A 19,095-nucleotide genomic window follows, 5' to 3' on the forward strand; every position below is an offset into this window, starting at 1 on the left:
AACGGGGCATTAGCGTGAGTCACGAAGACCTCCGGTGATGACGTGTGCTTGGTAACTCACATCGTCCCGGAGGTCTTCGCTATCCGCCCCAGCGTTCACAACCTCCCGAGGAACTACACCTAGCGCAGGAGCTTCTTGTAGAACTCCGCCGTGCGCTCGTAGCCCAGCCTCTTGTAGAACTCCCCGGCACGTCGAGTGCTCATGGTGATCTGTCCGACGCCGCGGTCACCGCAGAGCCGCTCGACCGCCCGCACGAGCGCAGAGCCCGTGCCGCCGCTCCGCGCATCTTTGTCGACGACGAGCTCCTCGAGGTGTGCACTGAGCCCGCCCGCGTAGAGGAGGCGGCTCACGACGAGGTACGCATACCCGACGACGGTGCCCGCCTCCTCTGCGACGAGCAGGACGTCGCGGCCGACGTCCTTGTTCGCGCGCAGGATGTGGGAGAAGGTGACGTCGAAGTCATCCCGGGTCGCCGGAGCGTTGATCATGTCGAGCTGCTGGCACAGGGCGAAGACCGCGTCCCCGTCGGATGCCTGCGCGTGCCGGATGTCGACCATGGGATCAGCGCGCGAAGTAGCCGCGGTAGTACTCGTAGGTCCACCCCACGAGCGCGATGATCGCGAGACCACCGCCGATGATCGCGATCCAGATGCCGACGGCGAGGCCGAGGAACACCGACGCGGCACCGGCCGCGAGGATCACGGGCCACCAGCTCCACGGGCTGAAGAAGCCGAGCTCCGGGTCGCCGTCGTCAACGTTGGCGTCGCTGCGGTCCTCCGGGAGCTCGCCGTTCTGCGCCGCGTAGAGGCGAGCCACGAAGAAGCCGATGAATGCCGCGAGGACACCCGACAGGGCGATGGCCAGAGTCCCGACCCACTCGACCGTGTTCTGGTCGATCAGGTGCCAGATCGTGTATGCGGCCGCCGCGATGGCGAAGAAGACCGCGAGGACGTAGAAGAGGTTCCTATTGGCGCGCACGTCACTTCACCTTGTCGCTGGAGATGTCGTAGGTCGCGGCATCGGGAGCGTCCTTCGCCGGACCGATTCCCACGGGGATGCCCGCCTCGGGGTGGTTGAGGTCGAAGGCTGGGGCCTCCGATCGGATCCGCGGGATGGACGTGAAGTTGTGCCGCGGCGGCGGGCAGGACGTGGCCCACTCGAGCGAGCGGCCGTAGCCCCACGGGTCGTTGACCGTGACGCGCGGCGCTGTGCGGGCGGTGATCCAGACGTTCAGGAAGAACGGGATCATCGACAGAGCGAGGATGCCGGCGCCGATCGTGGACAGCTGGTTCATCCACGTGAAGTCGTCCTCGGGCTGGTACGTCGCATACCGACGCGGCATGCCCATGACGCCCAGCCAGTGCTGGATGAGGAACGTCGTGTGGAAGCCGATGAACAGGAGCCAGAAGTGGACCTTGCCGAGGCGCTCGTTGAGCATCGTGCCCGTCCACTTGGGCCACCAGAAGTAGAAGCCGGAGAACATGGCGAACACGACGGTGCCGAAGACCACGTAGTGGAAGTGCGCCACGACGAAGTATGTGTCGGACACGTGGAAGTCGAGCGGGGGCGACGCCAGGATGACGCCCGTGAGGCCGCCGAACGTGAACGTGATGAGGAAGCCGATGGCCCAGAGCATGGGCGTCTCGAACGTCACCGATCCGCGCCACATGGTGCCGATCCAGTTGAAGATCTTCACGCCGGTCGGGACCGCGATGAGCATGGTCATGAGCGAGAAGAACGGCAGCAGGACGGATCCGGTGACGTACATGTGGTGCGCCCACACCGTGACCGACAGGGCCGCGATGGAGATGGTCGCGTACACGAGCGTCTTGTACCCGAAGATCGGCTTGCGGCTGAAGACCGGGAAGACCTCCGACACGATGCCGAAGAACGGCAGCGCGATGATGTAGACCTCGGGGTGCCCGAAAAACCAGAAGAGGTGCTGCCACAGGATGGCACCGCCGTTTGCCGGGTCGTAGATGTGCGCGTCGAAGATGCGGTCGGCGCCGAGTCCGAAGAGCGCGGCGGCCAGGACCGGGAACGCCATCAGCACGAGGATCGACGTCACGAGGATGTTCCACGTGAAGATCGGCATGCGGAACATGGTCATGCCGGGGGCGCGCATCGTGATGATCGTCGTCACGAAGTTGACCGCGCCGAGGATGGTGCCGAAACCGCTGAGCGCCAGGCCCATCACCCAGAGATTGCCTCCCAACCCTGGCGAGAACGTCGTGCTCGACAGGGGCGCGTAGGCAAACCATCCGAAGGAGGCCGCACCAGCGGGCGTGAGGAATCCGGCGACCGCGATGAGGGATCCGAAGTTGAACAGCCAGTACGCGAACGCGTTGAGACGCGGGAACGCGACGTCGGGAGCACCGATCTGCAGCGGCATGAGCACGTTGGCGAAGCCGGCGAACAGCGGCGTCGCGAACATCAGCAGCATGATCGTGCCGTGCATCGTGAAGAGCTGGTTGTACTGCTCCTTGGTCTCCACCACGTGCAGGCCCGGCTCGAAGAGCTGGGCGCGGATGACGAGCGCCATCACGCCGCCGAGGCAGAAGTAGAGGAACGACGTGATCAGGTAGAGGTACCCGATGGTCTTGTGGTCAGTGGACGTGATCCAGTTGACGACGACGTTGCCACGCCGTTCGGCCTTGCCGGAGTCCTGGAGGACCTTCGCCTGACCCGCGGGGATCGCGGTGGGACGGTTGAGTGTCGATGTCACGGTGTGTGCGCCCTACTTCTCGGCCGACTCGGTGGTGGCCGGCACGTCGGTGCCGGGGAGGTTCTGCAGGCGGTCGTAGTCCTTGCCGAGGTCTCCCGCGAACCCGGCCGCCTTCTGCTTCTCGATGTAGGCGTTGTACTCGTCGACGGAGACGACCTTGACCTGGAACAGCATGAGGGAGTGGTACTCGCCGCAGAGCTCGGCGCACTTGCCCATGTACGTCCCCTCCTTCTCCGGGATGAACGTCATGTAGTTCGTCTTGCCGGAGATGAGGTCCTTCTTGTAGAGGAAGTCCACCACCCAGAAGGAGTGCAGCGTGTCACGCGTGTTGAGCTCGAGCTCGACCTTGGTGTTGACCGGCAGGTAGAGCGTGGGGAGCTTGTCCTTGTCGATGGAGCCCTGCGGGCCGTTGGGGTCGTCGACGGCCTGGACGCCCTGCTCGTACGCGCCGCCCTCGATGGGCTGGCCCGCCTCGGTCTCGCCGCCGAGGTAGTTGAAGTCCCAGGCCCACTGCTTGCCGAAGACCTGGACCTTGACCTCGGGCTTGTCGAACCGCGCCTCGATGGCGGCCTGGTCCTTGGCCGTGAAGGCGAAGAAGCCGAGGACGAGGATCAGCGGCACGATCGTGTAGAAGATCTCGATCGGCATGTTGTAGCGCATCTGCACGGGAAGGCCCGTCTGGCCCTTGCGGCGGCGGTACACGACCGCGGCCCAGATGGTGAGGCCCCAGGTGAGGACTCCCACGGCGAGGAGGACGATCCAGGCGGTGACCCAGAGGCCGATGACCGAGTCGACGTGGTTGGTCGTGCCCGGCTCCGTCGGCAGGAAGCCCTGGAGCTGCTGCTGCGTGCACCCCGCGAGGAGTATCGAGATGCCCAGGGCGACGGGGATCGTCAGCCAACGTTGACGGCGAGTGAAGCGCACGTGCAGACCCTTCGAAGAACCGGATGTGACGGGTTCCACATTACGCGACAGGGAGCCGCCCGATGGACGACTCCCTGCCCGAGGCCCGGGTTTCCGGGCTCAGATCCGCTTACCGTTCCGTGTGTCAGTGGAACGAGTCACCGCAGGCGCACGAGCCGCCCGCGTTCGGGTTGTCGATGGTGAAGCCCTGCTTCTGGATGGTGTCCTCGAAGTCGATCGTGGCGCCGTCGAGGTACGGCACGCTCATCTTGTCGACGATGACCTCGACGCCGTCGAAGTCGACCGTGGCGTCGCCGTCGAGCTCGCGCTCGTCGAAGTAAAGCTGGTAGATGAGGCCGGAGCAGCCGCCGGGCTGGACGGCGACGCGGAGGCGGAGGTCCTCGCGGCCCTCCTGCTGGAGCAGGCTCTTGACCTTGCTCGCCGCGGTGTCCGTGAGTCCGACGCGGTGGGCCGCCTCGGCGGTCTCGGTCAGCGTGGTGTCGGTCATGAGCACTCCTCGGGTGGTGGCGTATGCGGTCGGGCGACTCCGGTGGAGTCTACGTCGTGCAACCACGGGAGTCACCCGGGTGTTCCCGCCGGCCTGCCCGATCCGTCCTGCGTCCGGCGGGGCTGTCCGCGACCGTCAGCCGCGGCGGGCGATGCGCGAGAGCAGCACGGCCTCGCTGAGGATCGCCCGCTTGAGCACGCCGAGGTGCTGCGACTCGTTCGGGCTGTGCGCGCGGGTGTCGGGGTCCTCCACGCCGGTGACGAGGATCTGCGCGGAGGGGAAGGCCTGCACGAGGTCGGCGATGAACGGGATGGATCCGCCGATCCCGGCCTGGACGGGCGCGCGGCCCCAGCCGGCGGTCATCGCCGCCGTGGCCTCGGCCATCGCCCAGCCGGTCGTGTCGACGAGGAAGGGATCGCCCTGGTCGACGTCGCTGATCTCCACATGCGCGCCGAAGGGACGGTGCGCCTCGACGTGCGCCTCGAGGGCGCGGTACGCGTCCGCGGCCGTCTGCCCCGGGGCGATCCGCGCGCTGATGCGGACCGACACCTCGGGGAGGAGCGTGTTGCTCGCGTTGGCGACCGACGGGGCGTCGATGCCCGTGACCGTGATGGCGGGCTGCGCCCACAGGCGCGTGAGGATCGGGCCGGTGCCGATCGGCGAGACGCCGGGCAGGAGCGCCGCCTCCTCGGCCAGGCGGGCGTCGTCGTAGGCGGGCGTCGCCATCTCCGTGGAGGCGAGACCCGCGACGGCGACGGAGCCGTCGGCGTCCCAGAGCGAGTCGAGGAGGCGGACGGCCGCCATCATCGCGTCGGGAACGGCGCCGCCGAACATGCCCGAGTGCGAGGCGAGGTCGAGCGTGCGCACCGTGAGGCGGAACGTGACGTTGCCGCGGAGGGCGATGGTGATGGAGGGGGTGTCCACATCCCAGTTGTCGCTGTCGGCGACGACGATGACGTCCGCGGCCAGGGCATCGTGGTGCGTCGCGAGGAAGTCGGAGAAGGAGCGGGATCCCGCTTCCTCCTCCCCCTCGATGAAGACGGCGAGGCCGAGGTCGAGGTCGTCGCCCTCCGCCTCGACGAGCGCGCGGATGGCCGCGACGTGCGTCATGATGCCGGCCTTGTCGTCGGACGCGCCCCGCCCGTGCAGGCGGTCGCCGCGCAGGGTGGGCTCGAAGGGCAGGGTCTCCCAATGCTCGTCCGCTCCGGGGGGCTGCACGTCGTGGTGCGCGTAGAGGAGGACGGTGGGCTTGCCGTTCCGTGCGGCGCGCGTCGCGAGCACCGCGGGCTGGCCCGCGTCGCCCGAGGGGGTCGTCGCCCGGTGGACGGAGACGTCGTCGAAGACGCCGAGCCCGGCGAGGAGGCCGGCGACGGCATCGGCGCTGGCGACGACATGCGTGGGATCGAAGGCCGGCCAGGACACGGAGGGGATGCGCACGAGCGCCGAGAGGTCGGCGATCGTGGTGGGCAGCCCGCCCGCGACGGCGGCGGCGAGCCGGTCGACGACCTCCTGGTCCGGTGCGGTCACGGCGTCTGCGGAGGTGTCGGGAGGCGTCATGCAGGTAATCTTAGATTCACTCCAGGCAAGGACGAGAGACGTGGCGAAGCAGCAGACCCCCGCAGAGACCCCCTCCGAGACGAGCGCCACGGCGGCCGTCGACGGTCGCACGGCCGACGGGAAGAAGGGCCCCACCCCGACCCGTCGGGAGCGCGAGGCCGCGAACCTCCGCCCGCTCGTGCCGCAGGATCGCAAGCTGGCGGCGCAGCAGGCGAAGGAGAAGGCGCGCGAGGCTCGCGCCCGGGCCAACGCCGGGATGGCCGCCGGCGACGAGCGCTACCTGCCCGTCCGCGACAAGGGCCCGCAGAAGCGCTACGCCCGCGACATCGTGGACGCGCGCTGGAGCGTAGGCGAGTTCCTGCTGCCCGTGATGGGCGTCGTCGTGGTGCTGACCTTCGTCGTGCCGAGCCTCTCGGCCATCCCGCTGCTGTCGATCTACGTGTTCGTCATCGCGGCGATCATCGACGCGTACCTCACCGGGCGCCGCGTGCGGGCCGCCATCACCGCGCGCGTCGGCGCCGACCGGGTCGAGCGCGGGATCCGCTGGTACACGGGCATGCGCACCATCCAGATGCGCCCGATGCGCCTGCCCAAGCCGCAGGTGAAGCGGCGTGAGAAGGTCACCTTCAGCTGATCGCCTACACGCACCGGCGGTGCGCGCGCTTCAGCGCGGGCGACGGATCCGGGCGAGACCGGCGTTGATCGACCGTGCCCAGAGCGGGCCGCGGTAGAGGAATGCCGTGTAGCCCTGCACGAGCGTCGCGCCCGCATCGAGACGCGACTGCACGTCGTCGGCGGTGTCGACTCCGCCGACGGAGATGATGCACGCGTCGGAGGGCAGCACCCGGCGCAGGATCCGGAGCACCTCGAGCGCGCGCGGGGCCAGCGGCGCACCGGACAGCCCGCCCGCGCCGGCGGCCTCGACGACCGCGGCGTCGGTGCGCAGATCAGCGCGGGACAGCGTGGTGTTCGTGGCGATCACGCCCGCGAGGCCCAGCTCCGTCGCGAGCTCGGCGATCCGCTCCACCTCCGCGTCCTGCAGGTCGGGCGCGATCTTGACGAGGACGGGCACACCGTCCGCCGCGTCGCGGATGCTCGTGAGCAGCGGTCGCAGCAGGTCGATCTCCTGCAGGCCGCGGAGACCCGGCGTGTTGGGCGAGCTGACGTTGACCGCGAGGTAGTCGGCCACGGGGGCGACCAGGCGGGTCGTCCGCACGTAGTCGGCCACGGCGTCCTCGACCGCGACCACCCGGGTCTTGCCGATGTTGACGCCGATCACGGGCCGGTCCCGACGGGTCCGCAGGCGACGGAGCCGGTCGGCGAGGGCCGCGGCTCCCCCGTTGTTGAAGCCCATGCGGTTGATGACGGCGCGATCCTCGATCAGGCGGAACAGGCGAGGTCGCGGGTTGCCCGGCTGCGCCTCGGCGGTGACCGTGCCGACCTCCACGTGGCCGAAGCCGAGCTGGCCGAGGCCGAGGACGGCCCGCGCGTCCTTGTCGAAGCCGGCGGCGACGCCGAACGGGGACGGGAAGCGGAGGCCGAGGGTGTCGACCGCGAGCGACGGATCGGGTGCCGTCAGCCGCCGGGCGATCCAGCCGAGGCCGGACGGCGGGAGGAGGGAGATGGCCGTGGACGCGAGGTGGTGGGCGTCCTCCGGGTCCATGCGCGACAGGACCGTGCGGAAGAGGAGGGGATACATCGGCACCAGGCTAGCGCCTGCGAAGGCGCCGTCCTGCAGGACGGACGGACGTCCCGCGGCGGGTCAGAGCGCGTCGGCGTCGGGCGTCGCGGCGTGCGCGACGCGGAGCTGCGCGATGGCGGCCTCGAAGTCGTCGAGCGAGTCGAAGCCCTGGTACACGCTGGCGAAGCGGAGGTACGCGACCTCGTCGAGCTCGCGGAGCGGCGGGAGGATCGACAGGCCGATGTCGTTCGCCTCGATCTGCGACGCGCCGGTGGCCCGGATCGCCTCCTCGACGCGCTGCGCGAGGACCGCGAGATCCGTGTCGGTGACGGGACGCCCCTGGCAGGCCTTTCGGACGCCCGTGACGATCTTCTCCCGGCTGAAGGGCTCGACGACGCCGTTGCGCTTGATCACGCTGAGGCTCGCGGTCTCGGTGGTGCTGAAGCGGCGGCCGCACTCCGGGCACTGCCGGCGCCGGCGGATCGACAGGCCGTCGTCGCTCGTGCGGGAGTCGACGACGCGGGAGTCGGGGTGGCGGCAGAAGGGGCAGAACATCGTGTGGCCAGGATACGTCAGCGTGTCAGGCGCGCGGTCACCGCGTCGCCGTGCGCGGGCAGGTCCTCGGCCCGGCTGAGCGCGACGATCATCGGCTCGGCGTCGCGCAGCGCGTCGGCGTCGTAGCGCACGACCTGCTGCGGGCGGAGGAACGTGTACGCGCCGAGGCCGGAGCCGAAGCGGGCCTGGCCGCCCGTGGGGAGCACGTGGTTCGACCCGGCGAGGTAGTCGCCGAGGCTCACGGGCGAGTGCGGCCCGAGGAAGATCGCGCCGGCACTGTGCAGGTGCGCGAGGAGGGCGTCGGGGTCGGCCGTCTGGACGGAGAGGTGCTCGGGGCCGTACGCGTCGCTGTAGCGGGCCGCCGTCGCGAGGTCGTCGACCACGAGGATGGCCGACTGCGGTCCGGTGAGCGCCTGGCCGACGCGGGCCGCGTGCTCCGTGGTCGCGGCCAGCGCCTCCACCTCGGCGTCGACCGCGCGCGCGAGCTCGGGCGAGTCGGTGACGAGGACGGACGCCGCCATCTCGTCGTGCTCGGCCTGGCTGACGAGGTCGGCGGCCACGAGGCGGGCGTCGGCGTGCGCGTCGGCGATCACGAGGATCTCGGTCGTGCCCGCCTCGGAGTCGATGCCCGTCACGCCGCGGACGACGCGCTTCGCCGCGGCGACGTAGATGTTGCCGGGCCCGGTGACGACGTCGACCGGCTCGAGGCCGAGGTCCGGCACGCCGTGCGCGAACGCGCCGATGGCCCCCGCGCCGCCCATCGCGTAGACCTCGTCGACGCCGAGGAGGCCGGCAGCGCCGAGGATGACGGGGTGCACCGATCCGCCGTGCGCGGCCTGCGCAGGCGACGCGAGCGCGATGCTGGCCACTCCCGCGACCTGCGCGGCGACGACGTTCATCACGACGCTCGACGGGTAGACGGCCTTGCCGCCCGGCACGTAGAGGCCCACGCGGCGGACGGGCTGCCAGCGCTGGACGATGGTGCCGCCGCGCACGACCGTGGTGGTCGTCTCGGGCGGGACCTGCGCCGCGGAGCCGACGCGCACGCGGCGGATCGCCTCCTCGAGGGCGGCGCGGACGGCCGGGTCGAGGCCTTCGACCGCGTCGGCGATGGCCTCGGCGGGGACCCGCAGGGACTCCGGGCGGACCCGGTCGAGCCGCTCCGCCTGGTCGAGCAGGGCGGCGCTCCCCCGCGTGCGCACGTCCTCGACGAGCTCGCGCGCCACGTCGAGCGCGACGGCGACGTCCGTGACCGGACGCGGGAGGAGGTCGAGCAGATCGGCGGTGCTGGGCGTGGTGCCGCGGAGGTCCTGGATGCGCATCATGACTCCGGAAGTCTACCGAGCGGGCGCCGGGCGGATCCGGCGGCTAGCGTCTCCAGGCATGGACGCGCACCCCGCCACCACGCTCGCCGAGGCCGACGGCCTCGCCGCCTTCCGAGCTGCGTTCCGGCGCCATGCCGCGGGCGTCGCGGTCGTCACGACGCACGACGCGCACGGCTCCCCCGTCGGGTTCACGGCGACGTCGCTCGCCTCCGTGTCGGCGGATCCGCCGCTCGCCAGCTTCAGCCTCGCGCGCACGGCGTCGAGCGCCGCCGCCATCACCGCGGCCGACCACGTCGCGATCCACGTGCTCGGCGCGCGCGACCGGCACCTCGCGGAGCGGCTCAGCGGCCCGGCGGCCGAGCGGTTCGCGGGAGACCACTGGTCCCCCGGTCCGCACGGCCTGCCCGTGCTGACGGGCGGGACGGCGCTCCTGGTCGCCCGGATCGTCGAGCGGGTGCACGTGCACGGCGCGATCGTCGTCATCGTGCGGATCGAGGACGGCGGCACGGGCGTGGACGACGAACCGCTCCTGTACCACGCGCGCCGCTACCTGCGGCCGGGCGCCGAGGCCTGAACGCCGGCTTGTCTGGCGCAGGCTTGTCTGGCGCCGGCCTCACTGGCGCCGGCTTCCCTGGCTCCGGCGTCCGGCGCGCCCGCGCCCGGGGACCCGAGCCCGCGGATCACCCCAGGCAGTTCGGCCCGAGCAGCGACTTGAGCTCGCCGTAGAGGTCCGCGCTCACCGTGACCGGGTACGGGATCTCGAACACCCGCCCGCTGTCGCCCTTCACGAGCTGGAGCCGCACCTCGGTGTCGCCCGAGTGGCGGATGAGCACGTCGTTGAGACCCATGACGGTCTCCGTGGTCGCCCGGTTCTCCGCGAGGCTGATGAGGAGGGGCCCGGAGCCGAGGCTCTGCCCGAGGTCGGGCTGGAACATCGAGAACGCGTGGATGTTCATGCCGTCGTCGCGCGTGGAGACCCGGCCGCGGATCACCACGACGGTGTCGCTCTGGAGGGCGGGCGCGAACTCCTGGTACGCCTTGCCCATGAACATGCAGGTGATCTCGCCGCCGAAGTCCTCGAGCTGCACCATGCCGTACTGGTTGCCCGAGTTCCGCGCGGTGCGGTGCTGGACGCTCGTGAGGAGCCCGGCCAGCGTGACCGTCTCCCCGTCCATCGACGCGTCCGTCGCCAGCAGCTCGGCGATGCCCGTCGAGGCGAGCTTCGCCAGCGGGATCTCGAGCCCCGCGAGCGGGTGGTCGGAGACGTAGAGGCCGAGCATCTCGCGCTCGAACGCGAGCTTGTCGCGCTTCGCCCACTCGGGCCGCTCGGGCACCTTGCGCGCGTGCTGCGGCTCGTCCCAGAGGCTGTCGAAGTCGAAGCCGACCTGCCCGTTCATGGCCGCGCGCTTGTCGCTGACGGAGGCGTCGATCATGCCCTCGTGCACCTCGAGCAGCGCCCGGCGGGTGTCGCCCAGCGAGTCGAACGCGCCGGCCTTGATGAGCGACTCGACCGTCCGCTTGTTGGCGACCGGCAGCGGGACCTTCTTGAGGAAGTCGTCGAACGACTCGAATGCGCCCTGCTCGGTGCGGGCGCCGCGGAGCGCCTCGACCACGTTCGCGCCGACGTTGCGCACAGCGCCCAGCCCGAAGCGGATGTCGGCCCCGGCCGCCGCGAAGAAGCCGATCGACTCGTTGACGTCCGGCGGGAGGACCTTGATCCCCATGCGGCGGCACTCGTTGAGGTACAGCGCCATCTTGTCCTTGGAGTCGCCGACGCTCGTGAGCAGCGCCGCCATGTACTCGGCCGGGTAATGGGCCTTGAGGTAGGCGGTCCAGTAGGAGACGACGCCGTACGCCGCGGAGTGCGCCTTGTTGAAGGCGTAGTCGGAGAACGGCAGCAGGATGTCCCAGAGCGCCTTCACCGCGGCCATCGAGTAGCCGTTGTCCTTCATGCCCTGCGAGAAGCCCTCGAACTGCTTGTCGAGCTCGGACTTCTTCTTCTTGCCCATCGCGCGCCGCAGGAGGTCGGCCTGCGCGAGCGTGAAGCCCGCGAGCTTCTGCGCCACCGACATGACCTGCTCCTGGTACACGATGAGGCCGTGCGTGGTGCCGAGCACCTCGCGCAGCGGCTCCTCGAGCTCCGGGTGGATCGGGGTGATCTCCTGCAGCCCGTTCTTCCGCAGCGCGTAGTTCGTGTGCGAGTTCGCGCCCATGGGGCCGGGGCGGTAGAGCGCGATGACGGCCGAGATGTCCTCGAAGTTGTCGGGCTTCATCATGCGCAGGAGCGAGCGCATGGGACCGCCGTCGAGCTGGAAGACGCCGAGGGTGTCGCCGCGGGCGAGCAGGTCGTACGCCCCCTGGTCGTCGAGGCCCAGGTCCTCGAGCACGAGCTTCTCGCCGCGGTTCGACTCGATGTTGTTGAGCGCGTCGTCGATGATCGTGAGGTTGCGCAGCCCCAGGAAGTCCATCTTGATGAGGCCGAGCGACTCGCACGCGGGGTAGTCGAACTGCGTGACGATCTGGCCGTCCTGCTCCCGCTTCATGATCGGGATGATGTCGATGAGCGGCTCGCTCGACATGATGACGCCGGCCGCGTGCACGCCCCACTGGCGCTTGAGGTTCTCGATCCCCTGCGCGGTCTCGAAGACCTTCTGCGCCTCCGGGTCCATCGCGAGCACCTCGCGGAAGTCGCCGGCCTCGCGGTAGCGCGGGTGCTCGGTGTCGAGGATGCCGGACAGCGGGATGTCCTTGCCCATGATCGCGGGCGGCATGGCCTTGGTGAGCTTGTCGCCCATGGAGAACGGGTAGCCGAGCACGCGGCTCGAGTCCTTCAGCGCCTGCTTCGCCTTGATGGTGCCGTACGTGACGATCTGCGCCACGCGCTCGTCGCCGTACTTGTCGGTCACGTAGCGGATGACCTCGCCGCGGCGACGGTCGTCGAAGTCGACGTCGAAGTCGGGCATGGAGACGCGGTCGGGGTTGAGGAACCGCTCGAACAGCAGGCCGTGCTCCAGCGGGTCGAGGTCGGTGATGCCCATGGCGTACGCGACCATCGAGCCGGCGCCGGATCCGCGGCCGGGGCCCACGCGGATCCCGTTCTCCTTCGACCAGTTGATGAAGTCCGCGACGACGAGGAAGTAGCCCGGGAATCCCATCTGCGCGATGACCCCGACCTCGTAGTCGGCACGCTTGCGCACGTCGTCGGAGAAGCCGCGCGGGTAGCGCCTGACGAGGCCGCGCTCGACCTCCTTGACGAACCAGGTCTGCTCGCTCTCGCCCTCGGGCACGGGGTAGCGCGGCATGTAGTTGGCGGACTCGTTGAACTGGACGTCGCACCGCTCGGCGATGAGGAGCGTGTTGTCGCACGCCTCCTCGTGGTCGCGGAAGAGGTGGCGCATCTGCTGCGCGGTCTTCAGGTAGAACTCGTCGGCGTCGAACTTGAAGCGGTTGGGGTCGTCGAGCGTCGTGCCGGACTGGACGCAGAGGAGCGCCGCGTGGCTCGTCGCGTCGTGCTCGTGCGTGTAGTGCAGGTCGTTGGTGGCGACGAGCGGGAGGCCGAGGTCCTTCGCCAGGCGGTGGAGGTCGGTCATGATGCGGCGCTCGATGCCGAGCCCGTGGTCCATGACCTCGCAGAAGTAGTTCTCGGCCCCGAAGATGTCGCGGAAGTCCGCGGCGGCCTTCACGGCCTCGTCGTACTGGCCGAGCCGGAGGCGCGTCTGCACCTCGCCGGACGGGCAGCCGGTGGTGGCGATGAGGCCCTTGGCGTAGGTACTGAGGAGCTCCCGGTCCATGCGGGGCTTGAAGTAGTAGCCCTCGAGCGAGGCGCGCGACGAGAGCCGGAACAGGTTGTGCATGCCCTCGGTCGTCTCGGCGAGCATCGTCAGGTGCGTGTACGCGCCGGATCCGGAGACGTCATCCTGGCCGCCATTGCCCCACCGGATGCGGGTGCGGTCGCCGCGGTGGGTGCCCGGTGTGATGTACGCCTCGGTGCCGATGATGGGCTTGACGCCCGCGGCCTTCGCCTGCTTCCAGAAGTCGAACGCGCCGAACACGTTGCCGTGGTCGGTGATCGCGACGGCCGGCATCCCCTGCTCGGCCGCTGCCTGCACGAGCGGGCCGACGCGGGCCGCCCCGTCGAGCATGGAGTACTCGCTGTGGACGTGGAGGTGGACGAACGAGTCGTTGCGGGGCACGGGTCTCTTCTACTGATCGGTCGGCGGTGCAGCAATCATAGGCAGGCTCCCGGAGGCGCTCCGGGCGTGTCGCGCGTCAGTCCTGCAGGACGTCCAGCGCGTGCTGCAGGTCGGCCGGGTAGGTGCTCGAGAACGACGCACGATCGCCCGTGGCGGGGTGCGTGATGTCGAGCCGCATCGCGTGCAGCCACTGCCGCTGGAGGCCGAGCTGGGCCGAGATGGTGGGGTCGGCGCCGTACATCGCGTCGCCCACGCAGGGGTGGCGCTGGGCGGCCATGTGCACGCGGATCTGGTGGGTGCGGCCCGTCTCCAGGTGCACCTCGAGCAGCGCCGCGCGCCGGAACGCCTCGAGCGTCTCGTAGTGCGTGACGGACGGCTTGCCGTCGGCGGTGACCGCGAACTTCCAGTCGCTGCGGGGGTGGCGGCCGATGGGCGCGTCGATGGTGCCCGCGAGCGGATCCGGATGACCCTGCACGACCGCGTGGTAGACCTTCTCGACCTCGCGGTCGTGGAACTGCCGCTTGAGCTCCGTGTAGGCGCGCTCGGTCTTGGCCACGACCATCAGGCCGCTGGTGCCCGCGTCCAGCCGGTGCACGATGCCCTGCCGCTCCTCCGCGCCGGATGTGCTCAGGCGGAAGCCGGCGGCGGCCAGCGCGCCGAGGACGGTGGGCCCGGTCCAGCCGACGCTCGGGTGGGCCGCGACGCCGACGGGCTTGTCGACGACGACGATGTCGTCGTCGTCGTGCACGATGCCGAGGTCGGGGACCGCGAGCGGCACGACCGACGGCTCCTGCCTCGGCTGCCAGCTGACGGCGAGCATGGATCCGCCGACGAGCCGGTCGGACTTGCCGGCCTCGCGCCCGTCCTGCGTGACGCCGCCGGCCTCCGCGACCTCGGCCGCGAAGCTGCGGGAGAAGCCGAGGAGCCGGGCGAGGCCCACGTCGACGCGCTGCCCGTCGAGTCCGTCGGGGACGGGCATGGTGCGGTGCTCCATCGGGTGACCTCTTCCGGTGCGATGCGGTGCTGGCGGTGCAGCGGTGACGGTGGCTGCGCGAACGACGACGGCGACGCGGGACCCCGTGGCTCGCTGGAGCCTGAGTCCCACGCCGCCGTCGGGCGTGCGGGTGGTGCGGTGCTAGTTGCCGAACGAGGCGGTGGCGGGCGCCTCGGTGGAACCGGCGGAGTCGAGCTCGCGGAGCTGGCCCTCGATGTAGCCCTTGAGCTTCGTGCGGTACTCGCGCTCGAACGTGCGGAGCTCGTCGATGCGGCCCTCGAGGACCTGGCGCTCCTTCTCCAAAATGGCGGTCTTCGAGCGCTGCTCGGCCTCGGCCTCGGCGGCGATGCGCGCGGCGGTGGCGTGCGCCTCGGCGACGAGCGCGTCGCGCTTCTCGATGCCCTCGCGGACGTGCTCCTCGTGGAGCTTGCGGGCGAGCTTGAGGAGGCTGCTGGTGCTGGAGGTCTCGTCGTCCTCGTCCGCGGCGGGGGCAGCGGCGGGCGCCTGGGCGACGACCGGGGCCGGCTCGGGCTCCGGCGTGGGCTCGGGCTCGACGACGACGGGGGCCTGCTCGACCGCGGCGGGCGCGGGGGTGTCGATGACCGTCGTCGCGGCCGGGGCGGCGTCGCCCGAGCCGAGGCGCTGGCGCAGCTCCTCGTTCTCCTGGTGGAGGCGTCGCAGCTCGACGACCACCTCGTCGAGGAAGTCGTCGACCTCGTCCTGGTCGTATCCCTCGCGGAACTTGGTCGGCTGGAAACGCTTGTTGACGACGTCTTCAGGAGTGAGAGCCATGGCCTGCCACCTCTTTTGTGCGTAGAGCGGGGTCCGCAGGTGCGGACGGGGATTCGGGACAACGTGCGACCCAACGTTATCAGCGGAACGCATCGCTCCGGGGACCCGCGCGCGGATCAGCGGACGCGGCGCCCGTGGGTCAGCGGATGAAGCCGCTGGCGACGTTGAACAGGATGATCGCCACGAGCATGGTGATCATCCAGCCGAAGTCGAGCGCGACCGGGCCGAGGCGCAGCGGCGGGATGAGCCGGCGGACGAGGCCGATGGGCGGATCCGTGACCGTGTACGAGGCCTCGGCGACGATGAGCATCGCACCGCGCGGACGCCACTGCCGGGACAGCGACTGGACCAGGTCGAGGACGAACCGGCCCCACATGCAGATGATGAACGCCAGGAGGGCGAACCACAGGACGGTGGCGATGATGGTGACGATGAGCACGGACAGAAGTATGGCGGGCGCCGATGGGAGGTCCCGTCGGCGCCCGCCATCTCGGGGGCGCGGTGGATCAGCGTCCGAAGAAGGAGGCCTCGACCTCGGCCTCGGTGGCCGACTGCTCGCCGGACACGGCGACGTGCGACGGCGACAGGAGGAAGACCTTGGCGGTCACGCGCTCGATCTTGCCGTAGAGGCCGATGGACAGGCCGCTGGCGAAGTCGATGAGGCGGCGCGCGTCGTCGTCCGTCATCTGCGAGAGGTTGATGATGACCGGCACGCCCTCGCGGAAGTTCTCGGCGATGACCTGCGCGTCCTTGTAGGCCTTGGGGTGGACGGTGAGGATCTCGTTCATTTCAGCCGGCGCCGCATTCCTTGTGGTGGTCGAGGGCTTGTGCAGGGGGGTGACGGGTGCGCGCTTGGCCTGCTGCTGGGGAGCGGGGACGGGCGTCGGGACGGCCTGCACAGGCGACTGCTGCTGCTGCGCGGGCTGCTGCCCCTGCTGGTAGTCGAGCTCCTCGTCGGCGAGTCCCAGGTACACCATGGTCTTGCGAAGTGGGTTGGCCATCATTCCTCTTTCCGTTTCGGCCTGACGAACCGGACCGCACTGTCGACATTAAGGGCCGCCGGGTCGCTTTCCCGTGATTGCCGAACCGATCCGAAGGTGTGTCGCGCCCTCGAGGAGCGCCTCGCGGAGGTCGCCGGACATGCCGGCGGAGATGGCGCGCGCGTCGGGCAGGATGCGGCGCACGTCGTCGGAGATGCCGCGCAGGCGCGCGAACGCGCGCCGGGGCTCGCCGTCGTCGGGGGCGACCGCCATGACGCCGAGGACGCGGATGCCGGGGGCGGCCGCCGCGTGCTCCGCGAGGGCCTCGGCCTCGGCGGGCGGGACGCCGCCGCGCCCCTCGTCGGCCGTGAGGTTGACCTGCAGGAACACGCGCGTCTCCTGCTCGTCGGAGGACAGGGCATCGATCAGGGAGGGGCGGTCGACGGAGTGGATCACCGAGGCGTAGCGCCTCACCTGCCTGGCCTTCTTGCCCTGGAGCTGGCCGACGAAGTGCCAGGCGACACCCGAGCCCTCGAGCTCCGCGGCCTTGCCCTGCGCCTCCTGGTGGCGGCTCTCGCCGAGGTCGCGGACGCCGAGGTCGACGAGGGCGCGGAGGAGGGAGACCGGCTGAAACTTGGTGACGACGATCGTCGTGACCTCGTCGGGTCGGCGGCCCGCGGCGCGGATCCCGTCGGCGACGTCCGCCTGCACGGACGCCCACCGCTCGGCGAGGCCGGGGTGGGCCTCGCCGGGGTCGGCGTCCGACGCGTGCGCGCCGCCGGTCAGCGGGGCGTCGCTCACTTCAGGAAGTCGGGGATGTCCAGGTCGTCGCCGTCGTCCTCGAACGTCGGGTCGCTCGCGGGGACGGACGCGACGGGCGCCTCCGCGTGCGGGCGGGCAGGCGCGGACTCGACGGCCTCGGGAGCGGCGACCGCTCCTCCGCCCGCGGCGACGAAGCCGCTGCGGCGGTTCTCGACCTTGGAGGCCGGCTCGCCGCCGTCGAAGCCCGCGGCGATGACGGTGACGCGCACCTCGTCGCCGAGGGTGTCGTCGATGACCGCGCCGAAGATGATGTTGGCCTCGGGGTGCACGGCCTCCTGCACGAGCTTGGCCGCGTCGTTGATCTCGAAGATGCCGAGGTTGGATCCGCCCTGGATCGAGAGCAGCACGCCGTGCGCGCCCTCGATGCTCGCCTCGAGCAGCGGCGACGCGACCGCGAGCTCGGCGGCCTTGATGGACCGGTCGGCGCCGCGGGACGACCCGATGCCCATGAGGGCCGATCCGGCGCCCTGCATCACCGACTTGACGTCGGCGAAGTCGAGGTTGATGAGGCCGGGGGTCGTGATGAGGTCGGTGATGCCCTGGACGCCCGCGAGGAGCACCTGGTCGGCGGTCGCGAAAGCCTCGAGCATGCTGATGCCGCGGTCGCTGATCTCCAGCAGGCGGTCGTTCGGGACGACGATGAGCGTGTCGACCTCGTTCTTCAGCGTCGCCACGCCGAGCTCGGCCTGCGCCGAGCGGCGCTTGCCCTCGAAGCCGAACGGCTTCGTGACGACGCCGATGGTGAGCGCGCCGATCGACTTCGCGATGCGGGCCACGACGGGCGCGCCGCCGGTGCCGGTGCCGCCGCCCTCGCCCGCGGTGACGAAGACCATGTCCGCGCCGGCCAGCGCCTCCTCGATCTCCTCCGCGTGGTCCTCGGCGGCGCGACGGCCGACCTCGGGGTCGGCGCCCGCGCCGAGGCCGCGGGTGATCTCGCGGCCGACGTCGAGCTTGACGTCGGCGTCGCTCATGAGCAGCGCCTGCGCGTCGGTGTTGATCGCGATGAACTCCACGCCCCGCAGACCCAGCTCGATCATGCGGTTCACGGCGTTCACGCCGCCACCGCCGATGCCGACGACCTTGATGACGGCGAGGTAGTTCTGGTTGTTCGACACGACGGGCCTCCGCTAGAACCTTCGACCTCCGGTGGAGGCTTAGAGTTTACTCAGTATGCATTTCCTGATCCCGACGTTAGGGGGCTCGGGGTCGGGGAGACGACTCCCGTGCCGCGTGTCGCGAAGGCCGGTCGGGATCAGGGTCCGGCGACGGGCGCGTCGGGTGCCGACACGTCGTAGGAGCCCACGTCGCCGCGGGCCTTCACGAGCGCCTGCAGCACCTGCGCCTTGTCGACCGAGCGCTCGCCGCTCCCCCACAGCACCTTCTTGCCGCTGCGGAGGGTGAGCATCACGTCGTCGGTCGTGTTCGCCTGGATGCTGTCGACCTGCGGCAGGAAGTCCGCGGGCAGCGCCACGAGCACGGCGGCCGCGGCCTGGAAGCGAGGGGACGAGAAGTCCGCGCTCGGCAGGTCGATGAGCGGGTAGCCGTCGGGGCGCGCCGTGGCGCGTTCGATCGTGATGCCCGCGGGATCCACGAGGTCGAAGCCCGCGCCCGACTGGATCACGGCCACGGGCGTGCGCTCGACGATGCGGATCACGAGCGTCGACGGGGGGCGGCTCTCGGTGCTGTAGCTGCGGATGAGGGGGAACGCGCGGAGCTCGTCCCCGACGCGGTCGAGGTCGACGAGCGGGAGCGGCGTGCCGACCTGGTCGGAGAGCGCCGCCTGGATGCTCTGCGGCGAGACGCGGTCGGCGCCCTCCACCTCGACGGTGCGGAGGGCGAGCAGCGGCGAGTACACGGCGATGCCGACGACGATCGCCAGGGTGAGGACGGCGCCGAGCGCGCCGAGGAGCCCGGCGCGGCGACGACGGGTGCGCTGGGTGAAGCGGCGCACCTCCTGGCGCTCGTAGCGCTGCCGCTCGCGACGGGCTCGCCGCAGCTGGCGGCGCGCCTCCGCGTCGCCGGTGGCCGCGCTCGCGGGGCGGGCGGGGCGGTGGGACCGG

General features: G+C 70.7%; 19 protein-coding genes. 2 read left to right on the forward strand and 17 right to left on the reverse strand.

Annotated elements, in window-relative coordinates; all coding sequences use genetic code 11:
• Positions 1-119 precede the first annotated feature (119 nt).
• From HDR73_RS07895 to HDR73_RS07920, 6 genes are all read right to left on the reverse strand, one after another.
• Positions 120-557, reverse strand: a complete 438-nt coding sequence (locus HDR73_RS07895; RefSeq protein ID WP_012298771.1) for a GNAT family N-acetyltransferase — start codon at positions 555-557, stop codon at positions 120-122.
• Positions 558-561: 4 nt separating this feature from the next.
• Positions 562-978, reverse strand: coding sequence for a cytochrome c oxidase subunit 4 (locus tag HDR73_RS07900; RefSeq protein ID WP_012298770.1), 417 nt, complete (start codon positions 976-978; stop codon positions 562-564).
• 1 nt (position 979) lies between these two features.
• Positions 980-2,725: an aa3-type cytochrome oxidase subunit I gene (ctaD, locus tag HDR73_RS07905; protein ID WP_210432987.1), complete on the reverse strand. Its 1,746-nt coding sequence runs from the start codon at positions 2,723-2,725 to the stop codon at positions 980-982.
• Between the two features lie 12 nt (positions 2,726-2,737).
• Positions 2,738-3,649, reverse strand: a complete 912-nt coding sequence (gene ctaC / locus HDR73_RS07910; protein WP_041464497.1) for an aa3-type cytochrome oxidase subunit II — start codon at positions 3,647-3,649, stop codon at positions 2,738-2,740.
• Between the two features lie 124 nt (positions 3,650-3,773).
• Entirely contained in the window at positions 3,774-4,136 is a 363-nt protein-coding gene (erpA, locus tag HDR73_RS07915; RefSeq protein WP_012298767.1) for an iron-sulfur cluster insertion protein ErpA, read from the reverse strand.
• 135 nt (positions 4,137-4,271) lie between these two features.
• Entirely contained in the window at positions 4,272-5,693 is a 1,422-nt protein-coding gene (locus HDR73_RS07920; RefSeq protein ID WP_012298766.1) for a dipeptidase, read from the reverse strand.
• Between the two features lie 40 nt (positions 5,694-5,733).
• Between HDR73_RS07920 and HDR73_RS07925 the strand changes: the two genes are divergently transcribed.
• The gene (locus HDR73_RS07925; protein ID WP_012298765.1) at positions 5,734-6,327 is read left to right on the forward strand and encodes a DUF3043 domain-containing protein; all 594 of its coding nucleotides are present in this window, start codon (positions 5,734-5,736) and stop codon (positions 6,325-6,327) included.
• Positions 6,328-6,357: 30 nt separating this feature from the next.
• Here the strand turns inward: HDR73_RS07925 and HDR73_RS07930 are convergent, their stop codons facing one another.
• From HDR73_RS07930 to hisD, 3 genes are all read right to left on the reverse strand, one after another.
• Positions 6,358-7,392 carry a quinone-dependent dihydroorotate dehydrogenase gene (locus HDR73_RS07930; protein ID WP_041464496.1) on the reverse strand — a complete coding sequence of 345 codons (1,035 nt, stop codon included), beginning with the start codon at positions 7,390-7,392 and terminating at the stop codon, positions 6,358-6,360.
• Between the two features lie 63 nt (positions 7,393-7,455).
• Positions 7,456-7,929, reverse strand: coding sequence for a transcriptional regulator NrdR (gene nrdR / locus HDR73_RS07935; RefSeq protein ID WP_012298763.1), 474 nt, complete (start codon positions 7,927-7,929; stop codon positions 7,456-7,458).
• A gap of 17 nt (positions 7,930-7,946) precedes the next feature.
• Complete coding sequence (hisD, locus tag HDR73_RS07940; RefSeq protein ID WP_041464929.1) at positions 7,947-9,251, reverse strand: histidinol dehydrogenase; 1,305 nt, start codon at positions 9,249-9,251, stop codon at positions 7,947-7,949.
• 61 nt (positions 9,252-9,312) lie between these two features.
• On the opposite strand from hisD, the gene HDR73_RS07945 reads away from it, so the two are divergent.
• A complete protein-coding gene (locus tag HDR73_RS07945) occupies positions 9,313-9,828 on the forward strand; it encodes a flavin reductase family protein (protein WP_041464495.1) in 516 nt (171 codons plus the stop codon).
• A 106-nt stretch (positions 9,829-9,934) separates the two neighbouring features.
• Here the strand turns inward: HDR73_RS07945 and dnaE are convergent, their stop codons facing one another.
• The 8 genes from dnaE to HDR73_RS07985 all read right to left on the reverse strand — a co-directional run.
• A complete protein-coding gene (gene dnaE, locus HDR73_RS07950) occupies positions 9,935-13,396 on the reverse strand; it encodes a DNA polymerase III subunit alpha (RefSeq protein ID WP_049791988.1) in 3,462 nt (1,153 codons plus the stop codon).
• 127 nt (positions 13,397-13,523) lie between these two features.
• A complete protein-coding gene (locus HDR73_RS07955) occupies positions 13,524-14,441 on the reverse strand; it encodes an RluA family pseudouridine synthase (RefSeq protein WP_041464494.1) in 918 nt (305 codons plus the stop codon).
• A gap of 141 nt (positions 14,442-14,582) precedes the next feature.
• Entirely contained in the window at positions 14,583-15,233 is a 651-nt protein-coding gene (locus HDR73_RS07960; RefSeq protein WP_041464493.1) for a DivIVA domain-containing protein, read from the reverse strand.
• Between the two features lie 139 nt (positions 15,234-15,372).
• Positions 15,373-15,672 (reverse strand): YggT family protein, encoded by a 300-nt coding sequence (locus HDR73_RS07965; protein WP_012298757.1) that lies wholly within the window; start codon positions 15,670-15,672, stop codon positions 15,373-15,375.
• Positions 15,673-15,739: 67 nt separating this feature from the next.
• The gene (locus HDR73_RS07970) at positions 15,740-16,234 is read right to left on the reverse strand and encodes a cell division protein SepF (protein ID WP_041464928.1); all 495 of its coding nucleotides are present in this window, start codon (positions 16,232-16,234) and stop codon (positions 15,740-15,742) included.
• 48 nt (positions 16,235-16,282) lie between these two features.
• Positions 16,283-17,014 carry a YggS family pyridoxal phosphate-dependent enzyme gene (locus HDR73_RS07975; RefSeq protein ID WP_041464492.1) on the reverse strand — a complete coding sequence of 244 codons (732 nt, stop codon included), beginning with the start codon at positions 17,012-17,014 and terminating at the stop codon, positions 16,283-16,285.
• Positions 17,011-18,150: a cell division protein FtsZ gene (ftsZ, locus tag HDR73_RS07980; RefSeq protein ID WP_012298754.1), complete on the reverse strand. Its 1,140-nt coding sequence runs from the start codon at positions 18,148-18,150 to the stop codon at positions 17,011-17,013. The genes HDR73_RS07975 and ftsZ overlap by 4 nt, the downstream gene beginning before the upstream one ends.
• Positions 18,151-18,287: 137 nt before the next feature.
• Positions 18,288-19,095: cell division protein FtsQ/DivIB (locus tag HDR73_RS07985; RefSeq protein ID WP_287136301.1), on the reverse strand; the 808-nt coding region annotated here is incomplete at its 5' end.

Origin of the sequence: Clavibacter sp., assembly GCF_014802555.1 — a bacterium.
Lineage (GTDB): Bacteria > Actinomycetota > Actinomycetes > Actinomycetales > Microbacteriaceae > Clavibacter > Clavibacter sepedonicus.

What these genes read in the sequence shown, in the direction of transcription:
- HDR73_RS07895 (WP_012298771.1), bottom strand. Translation starts at nt 557, where the DNA reads ATGGTCGACATCCGGCACGCGCAGGCATCCGACGGGGACGCGGTCTTC.
- erpA (WP_012298767.1), bottom strand. Translation starts at nt 4,136, where the DNA reads ATGACCGACACCACGCTGACCGAGACCGCCGAGGCGGCCCACCGCGTC.
- HDR73_RS07920 (WP_012298766.1), bottom strand. Translation starts at nt 5,693, where the DNA reads ATGACGCCTCCCGACACCTCCGCAGACGCCGTGACCGCACCGGACCAG.
- HDR73_RS07930 (WP_041464496.1), bottom strand. Translation starts at nt 7,392, where the DNA reads ATGTATCCCCTCCTCTTCCGCACGGTCCTGTCGCGCATGGACCCGGAG.
- nrdR (WP_012298763.1), bottom strand. Translation starts at nt 7,929, where the DNA reads ATGTTCTGCCCCTTCTGCCGCCACCCCGACTCCCGCGTCGTCGACTCC.
- hisD (WP_041464929.1), bottom strand. Translation starts at nt 9,251, where the DNA reads ATGCGCATCCAGGACCTCCGCGGCACCACGCCCAGCACCGCCGATCTG.
- HDR73_RS07945 (WP_041464495.1), top strand. Translation starts at nt 9,313, where the DNA reads ATGGACGCGCACCCCGCCACCACGCTCGCCGAGGCCGACGGCCTCGCC.
- dnaE (WP_049791988.1), bottom strand. Translation starts at nt 13,396, where the DNA reads ATGCTCGACGGGGCGGCCCGCGTCGGCCCGCTCGTGCAGGCAGCGGCC.
- HDR73_RS07955 (WP_041464494.1), bottom strand. Translation starts at nt 14,441, where the DNA reads ATGGAGCACCGCACCATGCCCGTCCCCGACGGACTCGACGGGCAGCGC.
- HDR73_RS07960 (WP_041464493.1), bottom strand. Translation starts at nt 15,233, where the DNA reads ATGGCTCTCACTCCTGAAGACGTCGTCAACAAGCGTTTCCAGCCGACC.
- HDR73_RS07970 (WP_041464928.1), bottom strand. Translation starts at nt 16,234, where the DNA reads ATGGCCAACCCACTTCGCAAGACCATGGTGTACCTGGGACTCGCCGAC.